This window comes from Micromonospora sp. MGP-C2 (genome assembly GCF_057766525.1).
Genome location: NZ_JBYMEN010000002.1, coordinates 6,297,582 through 6,315,606 on the forward strand (window position 1 = coordinate 6,297,582; position 18,025 = coordinate 6,315,606).

Sequence of the window (18,025 nt, forward strand, 5' to 3'; positions counted from 1 at the left end):
CTCTCACCTCTACAACCTGCGCGGAGCGACAAACTCATCGCCGTGTGCCGACCGGATCTGCTCAGCCTGGTCCAGGTGGGTCGGCAGACCGCACATGGGCAGTGTCTCCGGGGTCAGGAACGACACCACCTCGGCGATCCGGTCGCCGCGCAGCGCGACGACGTCCAGCGCCGCCGCCGTGAAGACCGACGCTTCCGGGTTCCAGAGGTACGTCCCGAAGGCGAGTTGCCCGTTCGCGTACGTCGGGACGAACCGCCACCGCACCGCCAACGGGCCGTCCAGCAGGAACTTTCGGATGGCGTCGCGGCCCTCGTACCACTGGGGCAGCGGCGGCATCGAGTACCGGGCGTCGTCGGTGAGCATCGCCAGGATGGCCTCGACGTCGCCGCGCTCCCACGCGGTCACGTACCGCCGCGCCAGCTCGCGCACGGAGTCGTCGCCGAGGCTGCTCAGCTCCGCCTGCTGGCTCTCGGCCGGGCGCAGCGCGTCCACGACCCGTCGGGCCCGTTGCAGGGCGCTGTTGACCGCCGGGGTGGAGGTGCCGAGCAGGTCGGCCACCTCGGCGGCGGGGTAGCCGAGCACCTCCCGCAGCAGCAGCACGGCCCGTTGTCGGCCGGGCAGGTGTTGCAGCGACGCGACGAAGGCGAGCTCCAGGTGCTCGCTGTCGATCACCCGCTGCGCTGGGTCCCGCTGCTCCGGAGGCAAGGAGCGTCGGTCCGGGTACGGCCCGAGCCAGGCCGTCTCGGCCACGGCGGCGGCGCCCGGGGTCAGGTCGGTCGGCAGCTCCCGGCGGCGATCCCGACCCTCGATCATGCTCAGGCACCGGTTGGTGGCGATCCTGTAGAGCCAGGCTCGTAGAGTGCCGCGATCCTCGTACCGGTGCTGGTGCTGCCAGGCCCGCGTCAGTGTCTCCTGCACCGCGTCCTCGGCGTCGTGGAAGGAACCGAGCATCCGGTAGCAGTGGGCGGTCAGCTCGTCGCGGTGCTCGTCGATCAGCCGAGCGAACGTCACGGTCGTGGAGCCTACCGTCGGCCCGGCCGTCGCGCGCCTGCTCGCTGGCGCCGATCGATCGGCGGGGGAGGGGATTGATCCGACCAGGGCGGGGTAGGTGCGGCCATGGTCGCTGCCGGTCGGCGCGGAGCGGACGGTGGCGTTCCGGCACGTGCCGGGGACATCGCCCACGGCGGCCTGGCGAACACCGCGGCCCGGCTGCTGGACCGTGCGCTGGACACGGTGCGGGAGCGGTTCCGCCGGGTACGGGCCGTCGGCGGCCTCGCCCTGCAGGCCGGGCTGGCCGCGGCGCTGTCCTGGTTCGTGGCGCACGAACTGCTGCACGTGTCGCAGCCGGTGTTCGCGCCGATCTCCGCCGTCTCGACCCTCGCCGCGTCCGTCGGTCAACGGCTGCGTCGCACCGTCGAGCTGATCCTCGGCGTCACCGTCGGGGTGCTGATCGGCGATCTGCTCCTCCTGGTGATCGGCACCGGCTGGTGGCAACTCTCCCTGATCGTCGTCCTGGCGATCATGGTCGCGTTGTTCCTCGCGGGCAGCGCCGCGGTGGTGATCCAGGCCGGGGCGACGGCGGTGCTCATCGCCACGCTCAGCCCGTCGATCCGCGACCTGGAGGTTCCCCGGTTCGTGGACGCGCTCATCGGGGGAGGGGTGGCGCTGCTGGTCACCGCCGTGCTGCTGCCGTTGAACCCGCTGCGGGTGCTCAACCGGGCCGCGCGCCCGGCATTGGATCTCCTGGCCGCCCAGCTCGACGCCACCGCCGACGCGCTGGCCGAGCGTGATGCCGCTCGCGCGCGTACCGCCCGCAGCGAGCTGCGGCAGAACAAGGGCCCGCTGAAGGCGTTCGTCGAGGCGACCCAGGGCGCCCGGGAGGCCAGCACCCTGTCACCGGTGCACTGGCACCAGCGACGCGGGCCGGTGGGCCGCTACGCGCAGGCGGCGGAGCCGATCGACCGGGCGATGCGCAACAGCGGAACGTTGATCCGTCGCTCGGTGACGCTGATCGAGGACCGCGAACCGGTCCCGGAGCCGCTGCCGAGGGCGGTCGCCGATCTCGCCGAGGCGGTCCGGCTGCTCAAGCGGCAGTTCGCCGCGGGTGACGAGCCGGACCGTGCGCGCGAGCAGGCACTGTTGGCGGTCGAGACGGCCGGTCACGCCTACCGGGAGGGCGTCGGCTTCTCCGGTGCGGTGGTGGTGGCGCAGGTTCGTACGACGGTCAGCGACCTTCTGGTGGCCATAGGACTGAGCCAGGAAGACGCGAATCGCCTGGTCAGGCGCTCGTTCGGTGGCCTCTGAGCGCCTGCCGGTCGGACCGTGACGGAGTCAATGGCATCACCCTGAGCCATAGGTGTTGCATGTTGAGCCAAAGTGGTGCCATGATGGTGCCATGGAGCTGAGGTCATACGTCGAGAACCTGCGTGACGAGTTCGCCGTGGCTGCGGAGGGCGTCGACGCGGACGGCCGCGCGCTGGCCGAGCGGCTCTTCGCCCAACTGGAGGCCGCTACCCGACTCACCCTGCTGGAGGCGCTGTCCGACGCAGCCGACGAGATCACCCGCGAGCTGGCACCGGGCTCGGTGCACGTCCGGCTGCGTGGGCGCGAGCCTGACTTCGTGGTCACCCCGGCCAGCCCGCCACTCGACGAGCCGAGCGAGGCCACCGGGCCGCAGGCACCCCCTGCGCCGGTGCTCCCACCGGACGGTGACGACGGCGGCACCTCACGGATCAACCTCCGGCTCCCCGACCACCTGAAGGCCAGCGTCGAGGAGGCCGCCGGGCGAGCCGGGCTGTCGGTCAACGCCTGGCTGGTGCGAGCCGTCGCCGGTGCCATCGGGGCGGGCGACACCGAACGTCGTCCACCCCGGCGGGTGGAGCCGCGCTCCGGGCAGCACTTCACCGGCTGGGCCCGCTGACCCCCCCGTACCCCTTTGTTTTCGCGCCGCTGACCAGCGGCGACATTCACCGACCACCTTTCGGGAGACCACCATGCCTGTTTTCGAAACGCCAGAGCCCATCTCCGTCCAGATCGAGTTGCCCGTCGGGGATGTCTGGATCAGCGCGACCGACCGCACCGACACGGTGGTGACGGTGCGGCCCCGCGACCCGTCGAGCAGGGCCGACGTGAGCACCGCCGAACAGTGCACCGTCGAGTACGCCGCCGGAAAACTGCTGATCAGGGTGTCGAAGAGTTGGCGCCGCTACGGCTTCGGCCCCGGCCCGTCGGTCGACGTCCTGATCGAGCTGCCGACCGGGTCGCGGGTGCACGCAGAGTCGTCGTGGGCGGCATTCCGCTGCGAGGGCCGGCTCGGCGAGTGCCGGATCAAGACCGGAAGTGGGATCCGGCTCGACGAGACCGGCCCGCTGGACATCGACAGCAGCCACGGTGAGGTCGCCGTGGAGCGCGTCGCCGGTGACGCCCGGGTGAAGGCCTCGTCCGGCAAGGTGCGCATCGGTGCGGTCGACGGCACCGCCGAGATCAAGAACTCCTCCGGCGACTGCTGGATCGGCCGCAGCGGTGGCGACGTCCGGGTCAACACCGCCTACGGCGACATCACCCTCGACACGTCGACGGCCTCGGTGACGGCACGCACCGCCTACGGCAACCTCCGGCTGGGGGAGGTCGCACGGGGATCGATCGACCTGAACACCTCGTACGGGGCCATCGAGGTCGGCATCCGTCGGGGGACCGCCGCCTGGCTCGACGTCAGCTCCAAGCACGGCCGCGTACACAACGCCCTGGAAACCGCCGACAGCCCGGCGCAGACCGACGAGACGGTCGAGGTCCGGGCGAACACCGCCTACGGCGACATCATGATCCGCCGCGCCTGATCCGCCCCCACGCAGACCACAAAGAGGAGACCATGAACAGCTCCACGAAACCCGCAATCGTCGCCACCGACCTGCGAAAGTCCTACGGTGACAAGGTCGTGCTGGACGGCATCGACCTCATGATCACCGAGGGAACGATCTTCGCGTTGCTCGGCCCCAACGGCGCCGGCAAGACCACCACCGTGCAGATCCTCTCCACGCTGATCAACGCCGACGGCGGCCACGCCCGCGTCTTCGGCCACGACCTGGCCCGAGAGCCCAACGCCGTACGCGAACTGATCGGTGTCACCGGCCAGTTCTCCGCCGTCGACAACCTGCTCACCGGGCGGGAGAACCTGAGCCTGATGGCCGACCTGTGTCACCTGGACAAGGCGGCCGGCCGGCGACGGATCGCCGACCTGCTCGACCAGTTCGACCTGGTGGAGGCGGCGGGCAAGCCGGTGTCGACGTACTCCGGCGGCATGCGCCGACGGCTCGACCTCGCGATGACCCTGGTCGGTGAGCCCCGCGTCATCTTCCTCGACGAGCCGACCACCGGCCTCGACCCGCGCAGCCGCCGGGCCATGTGGCAGATCATCCGCAACCTCGTCGCCGAGGGCGTCACCATCCTGCTCACCACGCAGTATCTGGAGGAGGCCGATCATCTCGCCGACCGCGTCGCCTTCCTCGACCACGGCCGGCTGATCGCCGAGGGCACGCCGCGCGAACTCAAGCGGCTCATCCCGGGCGGCCACGTCGTGTTGCAGTTCGCCGATCAGGAAGGGCTCGACTCGGCGGCCCAAGCGTTCGCCGCCGCCACCCGCGACGACGCCGCGCTCACCCTCCAGGTGCCGAGTGACGGCGGGGTTGGCACGCTGCGGTCCCTGCTCGACCAGCTCGATCGCGCCTCCATCACCGTGGCCGGGCTCTCCGTGCACACCCCCGATCTCGACGACGTCTTCCTCACCCTCACCGGCCAGCCGGACACCCGCGCCGGCCGCCCCGACCACGAAAGGGCTCCAGCGCGATGAGCACCCTCTCCCTCGCCGTCCGTGACTCGAGCACGATGCTGCGGCGCAACCTCCTGCACATGCGGCGCTACCCGTCGATGACCCTGCTGCTCGTCGGCGTCCCGGTCATCACCCTGCTGCTCTTCGTCTACGTCTTCGGTGGCACGCTCGGCGCCGGCCTCGGGCCGACCGGCGACCGTTCCCAGTACGCCAACTACGTCACGCCGGGCATCCTGCTCATCACCGTGGCCAGCGCGGCGCAGGGCACCGCCATCTCGGTCGCGATGGACATGACCGAGGGCATCATCGCCCGGTTCCGAACGATGGCGATCTTCCGACCGTCGGTCCTCACCGGACACGTCCTGGGCAGCCTGGTCCAGACCCTGCTCAGCCTCGCGGCCGTCACCGGTGTGGCGCTGCTCGTCGGGTTCCGGCCCACGGCCAACCCGGTCGAGTGGCTCGCCGCCATCGGCGTCCTCTCCATGATCACCTTTGCGCTGGCCTGGCTGTCGGTCGCCCTCGGCCTGGTCAGCGACAGTGTCGAGACGGCCAGCAACCTGCCCATGCCGCTGATCCTCCTGCCGTTCCTCGGCAGCGGGTTCGTCCCCACCGACTCCATGCCCACCGTGGTTCGATGGTTCGCCGACTACCAGCCCTTCACTCCCGTCATGGAAACCCTCCGCGGCCTGCTCCTCGGCACCGGGATCGGCGCCAACGGGATCATCGCGGTGATCTGGTGCGTCGTCATCAGCGCGCTCTCCTTCCTCTGGGCCAAAACCCTGTACAACCGCAGTCGAGCGACCTGATCCCGACCGGCGCCCGATGTCCCCGCCATCGCGACGGACAGCCGGCGGCTCGGCCCACTGGGCCGAGCCGCCGGCTGTCCACGTCGCGCGGGACGGGGTCGAGGTGGTGCAGGGCTGGCGGCGTCGCGAAGGCTTGACCGACTCGGGTTTCATGAATTCGGCCTGTCGCCGCGCCTCGGACCCCCCGATTTCAATGAACGCGAGTGGATCTACCAGGCCGCACGACGTGGCCGCGCCACTGCCCGCGTCGCGCCCCGGCGCCGGGCGGGGGAGGCCGCCCTTGAGCGTCCGTCCGACCCGAGGGCACGCGACCGACGCAGCCGTCACTGAAACGTCGAATGTTATCGATAACACCCGCCGGTTGTCCGATCATGAGATGCGCCGGTCGTCCGCCGGGGCGCTAGCCGATGAGCCCGCGCGACCGTCGGCTCCGCTTCCATAGATCTGATCAAGAGATCGTGAGGCCTCGATGATGTTATCGCCAACATCATCGGCGAGCGGCACGCGGTCGCCGTCGGACGGCCGTCTCGTGGTGGCGGAGGGTGGGACCTTGTCGTCGTGCCCCCCGAGAAGCATCCGGGTGCCGGCCGGTCCGCGCGGCAACCCCGCCCTGAGTGCAGAGGAAAGGTCCGGCACCGGATTCGCGCCTTTTGCGCCGGTCCGTTATCGACCCTCCCGAGTCGGCCCACCTTCGGCGTTCCGTTACGGAGCTGTTGCGGGTAGATGTCTTGACGAGGCTGGATGTGAGCGTTAACACTATCCCCGTTAACGGTGGAGGTGAACATGAACCGTGTGGACGGAGCAGGCGACCGCTATGTCGTCGGTGTCGACTACGGCACCCTGTCCGGGCGCGCTCTGGTGGTCCGTGTCGGTGATGGTGCCGAGTTGGGGACCGCGGTGCACGAGTACGGCGACGCAGTGATCAGCACGGCGCTTCCGGGAGGTCGACCGCTTCCCCCGGACTGGGCCCTGCAGAACCCGGAGGACTACCGCGACGTGTTGCGGTACGCCGTCCCGGCGGCGGTGTCCGCCGCAGGGGTGGATCCGGCCGCGATCGTCGGCATCGGCATCGACTTCACCGCCTGCACGGTGCTGCCGACGACCGCCGACGGCATCCCGCTCTGCGAGGATCCCGAGCTGCGCGACCGGCCGCACGCCTGGGTCAAGCTGTGGAAGCACCACGCGGCGCAGACGCACGCCGACCGGATCAACGCGCTGGCCCACGAGCGGGCCGAGCCGTGGATCGGCCGGTACGGCGGCAAGATCTCCGCCGAGTGGCAGTACGCCAAGGGGCTCCAGATGCTGGAGGAGGACCCCGAGGTCTACCACCGCGCCGAGCGCTTCATCGAGGCGGCCGACTGGATCGTCTGGCAGCTCTGCGGCACCGAGACCCGCAACGTCTGCACGGCCGGTTACAAGGGCATCCTTCAGGACGGTCAGTACCCCAGTGAGGACTTCCTGACCGCGCTCAATCCCGGGTTCGGCGACTTCGTGACCAAGCTGGACGGTCCGTTGCTGCCCCTGGGCGCCCGCGCCGGCTCGCTCACCGCGCGGGCCGCCGCCTGGACCGGCCTGCCGGAGGGGATCGCGGTCGCCGTCGGCAACGTCGACGCGCACGTCACCGCGGCGTCCGCGCAGGCCGTGGAGCCCGGCCGGCTCGTCGCCATCATGGGCACCTCGACCTGTCACGTGGTCAACGGCGCCCAGGTCGCCGAGGTGGCCGGGATGTGCGGTGTCGTGGACGGCGGCATCAGCCCCGGCGCGTGGGGTTACGAGGCCGGGCAGAGCGGTGTCGGCGACATCTTCGGCTGGTTCGTCGAGCACGCGGCTCCGGCCGGCGTCGACTCGCACGAACGCCTCACCGAGCTGGCCGCGAGCCAGCCGGTCGGCGCGCACGGTCTGATCGCCCTGGACTGGTGGAACGGCAACCGTTCACTGCTGGTCAACCACGACCTCAGCGGGATGATCGTCGGAATGACCCTGGCCACCCGGCCGCAGGACATCTACCGGGCGCTGCTGGAATCCACCGCGTACGGCACTCGGATGATCATCGAGGCGTTCGTCGAGGCCGGAGTCGCGGTGAACGACCTCGTGATCGCCGGCGGCCTCACCAACAACGCGCTGCTGATGCAGATCTACGCCGACGTGACCAAGCGGCCACTGAACATCATCGCCTCGACGCAGGGGCCGGCGCTGGGATCGGCGATCCACGCCGCCGTGGCAGCCGGCGAGTTCCCCACGGTCCACGAGGCGTCGCAGGCGATGGGTCGGGTGCACGAGGCCGTGTACCGACCGGATCCCGAGCGGGCGCGTGCCTACGACGCCCTCTACGCCGAGTACCGGACGCTGCACGACCACTTCGGTCGCGGCGGCAACGACGTCATGCTGCGCCTGCGGGCGATCCGCAACGCGGCAGCCGGAACCGCTGCGGCCGCACCCGAGGCCGCGTTGGAGGTGGTCGCATGAGCACTGAGGTGACCCGACAGATCCGTGAGCTGCGCGAGACCGTCGCACGCCTGCACTCCGAGCTGACCCGGTACGGCCTGGTCGCCTGGACGTCCGGCAACGTCTCCGCGCGGGTTCCCGGCCAGGACCTCCTGGTGATCAAGCCGAGCGGCGTCAGCTACGACGACCTCACTGCGGACAACATGGTGGTGTGTGACCTCGACGGCGCTCTCGTCGAGGGCGACTTCGCCCCGTCCAGTGACACCGCCGCGCACGCCTACGTCTACCGGGCCATGCCCGAGGTCGGTGGGGTCGTGCACACGCACAGCTCGTACGCCACCGCCTGGGCCGCCTGCGGCGAGGCGATCCCGTGCCACCTCACCGCCCAGGCCGACGAGTTCGGCGGGGAGATCCCGATCGGCCCGTTCGCTCTGATCGGCGGTGACGACATCGGCAAGGGCATCGTCGCCACGCTGGCCGGTCACCGCTCGCCTGCGGTGCTGATGCAGAACCACGGCGTCTTCACCATCGGGCGCAACGCCCGCGCCGCGGTCAAGGCCGCGGTCATGTGCGAGGACGTGGCCCGTACGGTGCATCTGGCCCGCGCACTGGGGCAGCCCGTGCCGATGGCGCAGGCAGACATCGATGCTCTTTATGACCGTTACCAGAACGTCTACGGTCAACAACCAGTCGCACCCGCGGGTTCCTGACCATTCGGCCAGGCCGAAGCCCGCTGGTCTGCACCACCGAAGCACCACCGACGCACCAGCACGCACCAGTACGCACCACCCGCGTACGCCGCTCTTTCGCACCTCGGCGGTTGGCGCGGTTTCCCACCACATGAGCCAAGGAGATCCGATGAGAAAGATGCGAACGCAGTCCGCTCCGTGGCGCGCTGCCGCGGTCCTCGCCAGCGTGCTGCTCGTCGGCGGCGTGGCGGCCTGCGGCAACAGCGACACCGGCGGCGGCGGTTCCAAGGACGACGGCAAGATCACGATGGGCTTCTCCCAGGTCGGTGCGGAGAGCGGCTGGCGTACCGCGAACACCACCTCGATCAAGGATGCCGCCGCTGCGGCCGGGATCGAGCTGAAGTTCGACGACGCTCAGCAGAAGCAGGAAAACCAGATCAAGGCGATCCGCAACTACATCCAGCAGAAGGTCGACGTGATCGCCTTCTCGCCGGTGGTGGAGTCCGGGTGGGACACCGTGCTCAAGGAGGCCAAGGACGCCGACATCCCGGTCATCCTGACCGACCGCTCGGTGGACTCGGCCGACAAGAGCCTGTACAAGACCTTCCTCGGCTCGGACTTCGTCAAGGAGGGCCGGCTCGCGGGTGAGTGGCTGGTCGAGCAGAAGAAGACCGCCTCGGGCCCGGTGAACATCGTCGAGTTGCAGGGCAACACCGGCGCGGCGCCGGCGAACGACCGCAAGAAGGGCTTCGCCGAGGCCATCGCCGCCAACCCGAACCTGAAGGTCATCGCCTCCCAGCCGGGTGACTTCACCCGCGCGGGCGGCAAGCAGGTCATGGAGCAGTTCCTCAAGGCCAACCCGAAGATCGACGTGTTGTTCGCGCACAACGACGACATGGGCCTGGGCGCACTCGAGGCGATCACCGCTGCCGGCAAGGTGCCCGGCAAGGACATCACCATCATCACTGTCGACGCTGTCAAGGACGGCATGCAGGCTCTCGCCGACGGGAAGTTCAACTTCATCGCGGAGTGCAGCCCGCTGCTCGGCCCGCAGCTGATGGACCTGGCCAAGAAGGTGCACGCTGGCGAGCAGGTGGCGCCTCGGATCGAGACCGAGGAGACCACCTTCACCCAGGCGCAGGCCAAGGAAGCACTGCCCAACCGCAAGTACTGACCGACGCCGGGGTCGCCGCGCTCGCGTGGCGGCCCCGCCGCGTCGTCCCCCTACCCGCAACGGACCGGGCATGGCCCGCGACCATTCCGCAGCACGCCCGCCCGGACGATCCCCAGGGACGACCGGGCGGGCGCACGGGGCGGTGGCGGCCCTTCCGTGTCGACAACCCAGAAGAGGTCTGATGGGATGACGGATAGCCGTCCGGTCCTGACGATGACCGGGATCAGCAAGTCCTTCCCCGGGGTGCGCGCACTCCACGACGTCAACTTCCGGCTCTTTCCCGGCGAGGTGCACGCCCTGATGGGCGAGAACGGCGCCGGCAAGTCGACCCTCATCAAGGTGCTGACCGGTGTCTACGACACCGACGAGGGCACCATCACCCTCGACGGCGAGCCGGTCTCCTTCAGCGGGCCGATGCAGGCGACCGCCGCCGGGGTGAGCACGGTCTTCCAGGAGGTGAACCTCTGCACCAATCTCTCGGTGGCGGAGAACATCTTCATCGGCCGCGAGCCCCGGCGCCTCGGCGCCGTGCACTGGGGGGAGGTTCGCCGCCGGGCTCGGGCGCTGCTTGCCCTCCTCGACCTCGACCTCGACGTCAGTGCGCCGCTCGGCTCGTACTCCCTGGCTATCCAGCAGATGGTCGCCATCGCCCGCGCCATCGACATCAAGGCTCGGGTGCTGATCCTGGACGAGCCGACGTCCAGCCTGGACGCCGGCGAGGTGGCCCAGCTGTTCCGCATCATGCGGCACCTGCGTGACGAGGGCATCGCGATCCTCTTCGTGACCCACTTCCTCGACCAGGTCTACGAGATCGCCGACCGCATCACGGTGTTGCGCAACGGTGGGCTCGTCGGCGAGTACCTGACCACCGAGCTGCCTCAGCTCTCCCTGGTCGAGAAGATGATCGGCAAGGAACTCGACGTCCTCGAAGGCATCGAGGAGCACTCCCGCCGGGACCTGGCCGCGCTGGAGGAGGGCACCCCACTGGTGGCGGTGTCGAACTTCGGCCGGGCGGGGGCGGTCGAGCCGTTCAGCCTCACCATCCACGCCGGCGAGGTGGTGGGCCTGGCCGGCCTGCTGGGCTCCGGGCGTACCGAGGTGGCGCGCCTGTTGTTCGGCGCCGACCGGACCGACGGCGGTCAGGTCGCGGTGGACGGCACGGCGAGCAGCCTGCGCACCCCCGCCCAGGCCATCGACCATGGCATCGGCTTCTGTTCGGAGAACCGTCGCGCGGAGGGCATCGTCGCCGACCTGTCGGTCCGCGAGAACATGATCCTCGCCATGCAGGCCGCCCGCGGCTGGTTGCGGCCCATCCCGCGTCGCCGGCAGGACGAGCTGGTCGACAAGTACGTCAAGGCACTCAACATCCGGCCGGCGGACCCGGAGGTGCCGGTCCGCAACCTCTCCGGTGGCAACCAGCAGAAGGTGCTCCTGGCCCGGTGGCTGATCACCGAGCCGCGACTGTTGATCCTCGACGAACCGACCCGGGGCATCGACATCGGCGCGAAGACCGAGATCCAGAAGCTCGTGACCCAGTTGTCCGACGGCGGCATGGCGGTGCTGTTCATCTCGGCCGAGCTGGAGGAGGTGCTGCGCCTCAGCCACAAGGTGGCCGTGATGCGGGACCGGCAGATGGTCGCGCAGCTCGCCAACGACGACACCCTGGACGCGGACCGCATCATGCAGACGATCGCCAGTGGGTCCCACCGGGAGGAGGCAGACCGATGAACGCCACCATGGGCCGCTACCGGGCGGTGACCGGTCACCGGTTGTTCTGGCCCGTCGCCGTGCTGGTCGTCATGCTCGCCGCGAACACGATCTACCGGCCCGGGTTCCTGTCGATCGAGCTCAAGGACGGGCACCTGTACGGCTCGCCGATCGACATCCTGCGGCTGAGCGCACCACTGATCCTCGTCGCGCTGGGGATGACCCTGGTCATCTCGACCGGCGGCATCGACCTGTCGGTGGGGTCGGTGTGTGCGATCAGCGGCGCGATCGCCTGCATGTACATCAGCAAGCAGTCCGACCAGAACAGCCTTGTCGTGGTGCTGACCGCCCTCGCGATGGCGTTGGGCGTCGCGCTCGTGCTCGGCGCCTGGAACGGCGTGCTGGTGGCCGTGATCGGGATCCAACCGATCATCGCCACCCTGATCCTGATGGTGGCCGGCCGGGGCCTCGCCCAGCTGATCACCCAGGGTCAGATCATCACCATCAACTCCGAGCCGTTCCGGGCGATCGGGCTTGGCCACCTGTTCACCCTGCCGCTGGCCATCTTCATCGCCCTCGCCGCGGCACTGCTCGTCGCCGCGTTCACCCGGCGCACCGCACTCGGCATGATCGTCGAGTCGGTGGGCGGCAACGCCGAGGCGAGCAGGTTGGCCGGCATCCGCTCCGGCCGGGTCATCTTCCTCGCGTACGTGCTCAGCGCCGTCTGTGCCGCGATCGCCGGTTTCATGATGACGGCCAACGTCTCCAGTGCCGACGGCAACGCGGTGGGCCTCTGGGTGGAGCTGGACGCCATCCTCGCCGTCGTCATCGGCGGTACGTCCCTCGCCGGTGGCCGGTTCTTCCTCAGCGGCACGATCATCGGCGCGCTGATCATCCAGACGCTGACCACCTCGGTGTACGCCATGAACATCTCACCGCAGACCTCGCTGCTGTTCAAAGCGGTCGTCGTCATCGCCGTCTGCCTCATCCAGGCGCCGGCCTTCCGGGCCCGGTTCGCCCGCCGCAGGCGCAGCGCGCCGAAGCCCACCACCATCGCCGACAAGCCGAAGGAGCAGGTACCGGCATGACCACTGGATCGCTCACCGCTGGTCGTGCCCGGTTCCGGCTGCCGAGGCGGCAGATACCGGTCCTGGCCACGCTCGTCCTCCTGCTGGTGATGTACGGCATCGGGGTGTCCCAGTACCAGGCGTTCTCCAACGTGCAGGTCATCTTCAACGTCTTCATCGACAACGGTTTCCTGCTCGTGGTCGCGATCGGGATGACCTTCGTGATCCTCACCGGCGGCATCGACCTGTCGGTCGGGTCCGTCGTGGCGATGACGGCGATGGTGTCGGCCTGGCTGCTCCAGGAAGGCCTGCCGGCGGCGCTGGTGCTCGTCATCGCCCTGCTCATCGGGCCGACGCTCGGTCTGCTGATGGGCTGCGCCATCCACTTCTTCGACATCCAGCCGTTCATCGTCACCCTCGCGGGGATGTTCTTCGCCCGGGGGATGTGCACGTTCATCTCCGGCTCGTCCATCCCGATCACCGACGGGTTCTGGACCAGGATGTCGCAGGAACGGATCGGTGATCCCCGGGGCAACTTCGTTTCGATCAGCGTGCTGATCGCCTTCGTCGTGGTCGCCGTCGCCGCGTACGTGCTGGCCTACACCCGGCTGGGACGCAACGTGTACGCCATCGGCGGCAACCCCCAGTCGGCCCTGCTGATGGGTCTGCCGGTGGGGCGGACCAGGATCGCCGTCTACACCATCAGCGGTCTGTGCTCCGCGATCGGCGGGATCCTGCTGTCCTTCTACACCCTCTCCGGCGCGCCGTTGATCGCCGTCGGGATGGAGCTGGACGTCATCGCCGCCGTCGTCATCGGAGGCACGGTGCTCACCGGCGGCTCGGGTTACGTGTTCGGCACGGTGCTCGGCGTCCTGGTGCTGGGCGTGATCCAGACCCTCATCACCTTCGATGGGAGCCTCAACTCCTGGTGGACGAAGATCGTGATCGGCGGTCTGCTCTTCGCGTTCATCCTCCTCCAGCGCCTCATCGGAATCCGTTACAAGTGACAGTTCCTCTCGCGGAAGGCAACCCCATGGCACCACAAACCCAACCCGAGATCTGGTTCCTCACCGGCAGCCAAGGCATGTACGGCGAGGAGACGCTCCGGCAGGTCGCCGAGCAGTCCCGCCAGATCGCGGCCGCGCTCGACGACTCGCCGCAGATTCCCGCCCGCGTGGTCTGGAAGCCCGTCCTGACCAACAGCAGTGAGATCCTGCAGGTCTGCCGGGACGCCGCCGCCCAGGGTGCCGTCGGGGTCATCGCCTGGATGCACACCTTCTCTCCAGCGAAGATGTGGATCTCCGGTCTGGACGCGTTGCAGACGCCGTTGCTGCACCTGCACACCCAGGCCAACGTGCTGCTGCCCTGGAACGACATCGACATGGACTTCATGAACCTGAACCAGGCCGCCCACGGCGACCGGGAGTTCGGGTACATCCAGACCCGTCTCGGTGTGGCCCGCAAGACGGTGGCCGGGCACGTCAGCGACCCGCGGGTCACCGCCCGGGTCGGGGCGTGGGCACGTGCCGCGCTCGGCTGGTCGGCGATGCGGTCGCTGCGCCTGGCCCGCTTCGGTGACAACATGCGCGACGTCGCGGTGACCGAGGGCGACAAGGTCGAGGCGGAACTGCGGTTCGGGGTCTCGGTCAACACCTACGGCGTCAACGACCTGGTCGAGGTGGTCGGCCAGGTCACCGACGCGCAGGTGGACGACCTGGTCAAGGAGTACCAGGACACCTACCGCATCGGCGGCGACCTGCTGCCCGGCGGCGATCGGCACGACTCGTTGCGGTACGCGGCCCGCCTGGAGCTGGGCATGCGCACGTTCCTGGACGCGGGCGGGTTCCGGGCCTTCACCACGAACTTCGAGGACCTCGGGGGCCTGCGTCAGCTGCCGGGCATCGCCGTGCAGCGGCTCATGGCCGACGGCTACGGCTTCGGTGGCGAGGGCGACTGGAAGACGTCGGTCCTGGTGCACACGCTCAAGGCGATGTCGGTGGGCGTGGACGGCGGCACGTCGTTCATGGAGGACTACACCTACGACCTCACCCCGGGCGAGGAGCTGGTGCTCGGCGCCCACATGCTGGAGGTCTGTCCGACCATCGCCTCCGATGTTCCCAACGTGGAGATCCACCCCCTGAGCATCGGCGGTCGGGAGGACCCGGTCCGGTTGGTCTTCGACGCCGCGCCCGGTCCGGCGGTGGTGCTCGGGCTCGCCGACATGGGGGAGCGGTTCCGGCTCGTCGCCAACGAGATCGACGTGGTGACGCCGCCGCAGCCGTTGCGTCGACTGCCGGTGGCCCGTGCCGTCTGGCGTCCGCGGCCTGACCTGCCCGTTTCGGCCGAGTCGTGGATCACCGCGGGGCGCCGCACCACACGGTGCTGTCGCAGGCGGTGGGCGTGGAGGAGTTGCACGACCTGGCCGAGATGAGCCGCACGGAACTGGTCGTCATCGACGCCGACACCCAGCCGCGCCGCTTCGCCGACGAGATCCGCTGGAACCAGGCCTACTACCGGTTGGCGCGCGGCTTCTGACCCATTCGCTCGGAGCGTCCGGAAACGGGTGGTCCATCCCTGCCTGCGGGCCGGGGTGGCCACCCGTTCGCGCGTGGTCCTGGCAGGAACGCGGGCCGACTGTGTTACGTCTTGACTAACAGCATGTTATCGCTCACAGTCTATAGCCAAGATGGTCGATGTCTTGACTGTCCGGCCATGCGCGCGTTGCACCCCCTCGGTTGCGGCACCTCGTCGCCGCGACGGTCGGGCTGGCGGTGTTAGCGATCACAAGGTCGGACGCGGGTCAACTCGGTGCCCCGCCCGGTGCCGCGGACGCCGACCCAGACCGCTCGGTTCGCGTCAGCAGAGGAGGATCATGCTTTCCATCGGTCGGGTTCCCCGGGGTGCGCCACGTCGGCGCGGGTGGCTGTCGACACTCGCCGTCGCCGCTATGACACTGGTGGTCGGTGGCGCGGCCGTAGCCGTCGCCTCGTCGCCCGCGTCAGCGGCCACCGTCGACACCAGCGCCTGGTACGTGTTGGTGAACCGCAACAGCGGCAAGGCCGTGGACGTGTACAACCTGGCGACGAACGACGGCGCGCGGATCACGCAGTGGACGCGCAACAACGGCAACCAGCAGCAGTGGCAGTTCGTCGACTCCGGAGGCGGCTACTACCGACTCAAGTCGAGGTTGTCGGGCAAGGTGCTGGACGTCTCCGGCCGCTCGACCGCCAACGGCGCCAGCGTCGTGCAGTGGACCGACAACAACGGCACCAACCAGCAGTTCCGGCTGGCCGACTCGGACGGCGGATACGTCGGGTTGATCAACCGCAACAGCAACAAGGCGATGGAGGTGCAGGGCGCCTCGACCGCCGACGGCGGCAACATCGTGCAGTACGACGACTGGAACGGCGCCAACCAGCAGTGGCAGCTCGTCCGCGTCGACGGCGGGACCGACCCCACGACGCCGCCCCCGTCGAACGGCACGTACTCGAACCCGGTGGTCTGGCAGGACTTCGCCGACGTCGACATCATCCGGGTCGACAACGCCTACTACATGTCGGCGTCCACCATGCACTACTCGCCGGGAGCGCCGGTGCTGCGCTCGTACGACCTGGTGAACTGGGAGTTCGCCGGTCACTCGGTGCCCCGGCTCGACTTCGGCTCGAAGTACGACATGAGCGGCGGTAACGCGTACGTCGACGGGATCTGGGCGTCGACGTTGAACTACCGGCCGAGCAACCGGACGTACTACTGGGCCGGGTGCATCGACTTCGCGCAGACCCACATCTACACCGCGTCCGCCGTCGACGGTGCGTGGAGCAAGCACACCACCATCCCCAACTGCTACTACGACGCCGGCATGCTGATCGACGACAACGACACCATGTACGTGGCGTACGGCAACGGCACCATCAGCGTGGCGCAGTTGTCCGCGGACGGTAAGTCGCAGGTTCGCGCCCAGCAGGTCTACACCACGCCGTCGAGCATCGGCACGCTGGAGGGCGCCCGGTTCTACAAGCGCAACGGCGCCTACTACATCTGGCTCACCCGCCCGGCCAACGGCCAGTACGTGCTGAAGTCGACCAATGGCCCGTTCGGCCCGTACGAGCAGCGTCAGGTGCTGCTCAACCTGCCCGGACCGATCTCCGGTGGCGGTGTGCCGCACCAGGGTGGGCTGGTGCAGACCCAGAACGGCGACTGGTACTACATGTCCTTCGTCGACGCGTACCCCGGTGGTCGGATGCCGGCGATGGCCCCGATCACCTGGACCGGCGACGGCTGGCCGGTGCTGCAGACGGTCAACGGCACCTGGGGCACCTCGTACCCGAAGCCGAACCTGCCCGCGCCGCCGCGTGCGGTCAAACCGCTGACCGGCACCGACACGTTCGCCGGCACCACCCTCGGCCCGCAGTGGGAGTGGAACCACAACCCGGACAACAGCAAGTGGGCGGTCAACAACGGGCTGAACCTGCAGACCGCCACCGTCACCAGCGACCTGTACAAGGCGCGCAACACGCTGACCCACCGCATCCAGGGCCCCACCTCGACCGCGACGATCGAGTTGGACTACTCCACGATGCGCGACGGTGACCGGACCGGCCTGGCGGTGCTGCGCAACTCGTCGGCCTGGATCGGGGTCCGACGGGACAACGGGTCGACACGTCTGGTCATGCAGAACGGCCTGACGATGGACGGCAGCTGGAACACCACCAGCACCGGCAGCGAGGTGGCGAGCACCGCTGTCTCCGGTGGCCGGATCTGGTTGCGGGCCAACGCCGACATCAGACCGGGGTCGGGCCGGCAGGCGCGTTTCTCGTACAGCACGGACGGGGTCAACTTCACCTCGTTCGGCAACGCGCTCACCCTGGCGAACAACTGGCAGTTCTTCATGGGCTACCGGTTCGCCATCTTCAACCACGCGACCCAGGCGCTCGGTGGCGCTGTCACCGTGCGCCGATTCGACCTGACAACGCCGTGACACCAGTCACAACAGGATCGGTCTGATCCGGTGGCGTGGGCGCGCACGTGCCCGCCGGCCCGTCGAGCCCGCGCCACCGCGTGATGCCGTCGCCGGCCTGCTCCACGCTCTGTCCAGGGAGCGCAGGGCAGGCCGGCGTGGTGTCTGGCAACGACGGAGTACGCCGCCTGGCCGCGTACTCCAGGTGGGGGATGCGTTGCGCGGCTCTGGCGCGTTGCGCGGACCCCCTACCGCCGTCCGGTGTTCGGGGCGGTGGCTGGCGTAGACTGTCGGCGATCCAGCGCTGGTCACCTGGGATTCAGCACCGGCGTGGTGACTGAGCGAGGGGGATCGG

13 protein-coding genes and 1 pseudogene are annotated in these 18,025 nt (G+C 69.2%); 13 read left to right on the forward strand and 1 reads right to left on the reverse strand.

Annotated elements, in window-relative coordinates; translation table 11 throughout:
- Nucleotides 1-9: 9 nt before the first annotated feature.
- Entirely contained in the window at nucleotides 10-1,086 is a 1,077-nt protein-coding gene (locus tag AC3CF1_RS28985; protein ID WP_488452142.1) for a sigma-70 family RNA polymerase sigma factor, read from the reverse strand.
- Nucleotides 1,087-1,116: 30 nt separating this feature from the next.
- Between AC3CF1_RS28985 and AC3CF1_RS28990 the strand changes: the two genes are divergently transcribed.
- The 13 genes and pseudogenes from AC3CF1_RS28990 to AC3CF1_RS29050 all read left to right on the forward strand — a co-directional run bounded on the left by AC3CF1_RS28990 (nucleotide 1,117) and on the right by AC3CF1_RS29050 (nucleotide 17,691).
- The gene (locus tag AC3CF1_RS28990; protein ID WP_355162262.1) at nucleotides 1,117-2,304 is read left to right on the forward strand and encodes an FUSC family protein; all 1,188 of its coding nucleotides are present in this window, start codon (nucleotides 1,117-1,119) and stop codon (nucleotides 2,302-2,304) included.
- A 91-nt stretch (nucleotides 2,305-2,395) separates the two neighbouring features.
- Nucleotides 2,396-2,920 carry a hypothetical protein gene (locus tag AC3CF1_RS28995; protein WP_141908582.1) on the forward strand — a complete coding sequence of 175 codons (525 nt, stop codon included), beginning with the start codon at nucleotides 2,396-2,398 and terminating at the stop codon, nucleotides 2,918-2,920.
- A 73-nt stretch (nucleotides 2,921-2,993) separates the two neighbouring features.
- Nucleotides 2,994-3,836, forward strand: coding sequence for a DUF4097 family beta strand repeat-containing protein (locus AC3CF1_RS29000; protein ID WP_210926363.1), 843 nt, complete (start codon nucleotides 2,994-2,996; stop codon nucleotides 3,834-3,836).
- Between the two features lie 32 nt (nucleotides 3,837-3,868).
- On the forward strand, nucleotides 3,869-4,846 hold the full coding sequence (locus AC3CF1_RS29005; RefSeq protein WP_354980403.1) for an ATP-binding cassette domain-containing protein: 978 nt from the start codon (nucleotides 3,869-3,871) through the stop codon (nucleotides 4,844-4,846).
- Nucleotides 4,843-5,631 carry an ABC transporter permease gene (locus AC3CF1_RS29010; protein WP_210793445.1) on the forward strand — a complete coding sequence of 263 codons (789 nt, stop codon included), beginning with the start codon at nucleotides 4,843-4,845 and terminating at the stop codon, nucleotides 5,629-5,631. Before AC3CF1_RS29005 ends, AC3CF1_RS29010 begins: the two co-directional genes overlap by 4 nt.
- Nucleotides 5,632-6,414: 783 nt before the next feature.
- Entirely contained in the window at nucleotides 6,415-8,097 is a 1,683-nt protein-coding gene (gene araB, locus AC3CF1_RS29015; protein WP_141908585.1) for a ribulokinase, read from the forward strand.
- Nucleotides 8,094-8,786 carry an L-ribulose-5-phosphate 4-epimerase gene (locus AC3CF1_RS29020; protein WP_488451707.1) on the forward strand — a complete coding sequence of 231 codons (693 nt, stop codon included), beginning with the start codon at nucleotides 8,094-8,096 and terminating at the stop codon, nucleotides 8,784-8,786. The genes araB and AC3CF1_RS29020 overlap by 4 nt, the downstream gene beginning before the upstream one ends.
- 148 nt (nucleotides 8,787-8,934) lie before the next feature.
- Nucleotides 8,935-9,939: an ABC transporter substrate-binding protein gene (locus AC3CF1_RS29025; RefSeq protein WP_413785165.1), complete on the forward strand. Its 1,005-nt coding sequence runs from the start codon at nucleotides 8,935-8,937 to the stop codon at nucleotides 9,937-9,939.
- A gap of 186 nt (nucleotides 9,940-10,125) precedes the next feature.
- Nucleotides 10,126-11,667, forward strand: coding sequence for a sugar ABC transporter ATP-binding protein (locus AC3CF1_RS29030; protein WP_210793446.1), 1,542 nt, complete (start codon nucleotides 10,126-10,128; stop codon nucleotides 11,665-11,667).
- Nucleotides 11,664-12,734, forward strand: coding sequence for an ABC transporter permease (locus AC3CF1_RS29035; protein WP_354980406.1), 1,071 nt, complete (start codon nucleotides 11,664-11,666; stop codon nucleotides 12,732-12,734). Before AC3CF1_RS29030 ends, AC3CF1_RS29035 begins: the two co-directional genes overlap by 4 nt.
- Nucleotides 12,731-13,720 (forward strand): galactofuranose ABC transporter, permease protein YjfF, encoded by a 990-nt coding sequence (gene yjfF / locus AC3CF1_RS29040; RefSeq protein ID WP_088947120.1) that lies wholly within the window; start codon nucleotides 12,731-12,733, stop codon nucleotides 13,718-13,720. Before AC3CF1_RS29035 ends, yjfF begins: the two co-directional genes overlap by 4 nt.
- Nucleotides 13,721-13,746: 26 nt before the next feature.
- Nucleotides 13,747-15,248, forward strand: a pseudogene (gene araA, locus AC3CF1_RS29045) (L-arabinose isomerase).
- A 337-nt stretch (nucleotides 15,249-15,585) separates the two neighbouring features.
- Nucleotides 15,586-17,691 (forward strand): family 43 glycosylhydrolase, encoded by a 2,106-nt coding sequence (locus AC3CF1_RS29050; protein ID WP_488451708.1) that lies wholly within the window; start codon nucleotides 15,586-15,588, stop codon nucleotides 17,689-17,691.
- The last annotated feature ends 334 nt before the right edge of the window (nucleotides 17,692-18,025 follow it).

Excerpts from the sequence above, each read along its gene's own strand:
- yjfF (WP_088947120.1), top strand. The coding sequence starts at position 12,731 with ATGACCACTGGATCGCTCACCGCTGGTCGTGCCCGGTTCCGGCTGCCG.
- AC3CF1_RS29030 (WP_210793446.1), top strand. The coding sequence starts at position 10,126 with ATGACGGATAGCCGTCCGGTCCTGACGATGACCGGGATCAGCAAGTCC.
- araB (WP_141908585.1), top strand. The coding sequence starts at position 6,415 with ATGAACCGTGTGGACGGAGCAGGCGACCGCTATGTCGTCGGTGTCGAC.
- AC3CF1_RS29025 (WP_413785165.1), top strand. The coding sequence starts at position 8,935 with ATGAGAAAGATGCGAACGCAGTCCGCTCCGTGGCGCGCTGCCGCGGTC.
- AC3CF1_RS29050 (WP_488451708.1), top strand. The coding sequence starts at position 15,586 with ATGCTTTCCATCGGTCGGGTTCCCCGGGGTGCGCCACGTCGGCGCGGG.
- AC3CF1_RS29020 (WP_488451707.1), top strand. The coding sequence starts at position 8,094 with ATGAGCACTGAGGTGACCCGACAGATCCGTGAGCTGCGCGAGACCGTC.
- AC3CF1_RS29010 (WP_210793445.1), top strand. The coding sequence starts at position 4,843 with ATGAGCACCCTCTCCCTCGCCGTCCGTGACTCGAGCACGATGCTGCGG.
- AC3CF1_RS29035 (WP_354980406.1), top strand. The coding sequence starts at position 11,664 with ATGAACGCCACCATGGGCCGCTACCGGGCGGTGACCGGTCACCGGTTG.
- AC3CF1_RS28995 (WP_141908582.1), top strand. The coding sequence starts at position 2,396 with ATGGAGCTGAGGTCATACGTCGAGAACCTGCGTGACGAGTTCGCCGTG.
- AC3CF1_RS29000 (WP_210926363.1), top strand. The coding sequence starts at position 2,994 with ATGCCTGTTTTCGAAACGCCAGAGCCCATCTCCGTCCAGATCGAGTTG.
- AC3CF1_RS28990 (WP_355162262.1), top strand. The coding sequence starts at position 1,117 with ATGGTCGCTGCCGGTCGGCGCGGAGCGGACGGTGGCGTTCCGGCACGT.
- AC3CF1_RS29005 (WP_354980403.1), top strand. The coding sequence starts at position 3,869 with ATGAACAGCTCCACGAAACCCGCAATCGTCGCCACCGACCTGCGAAAG.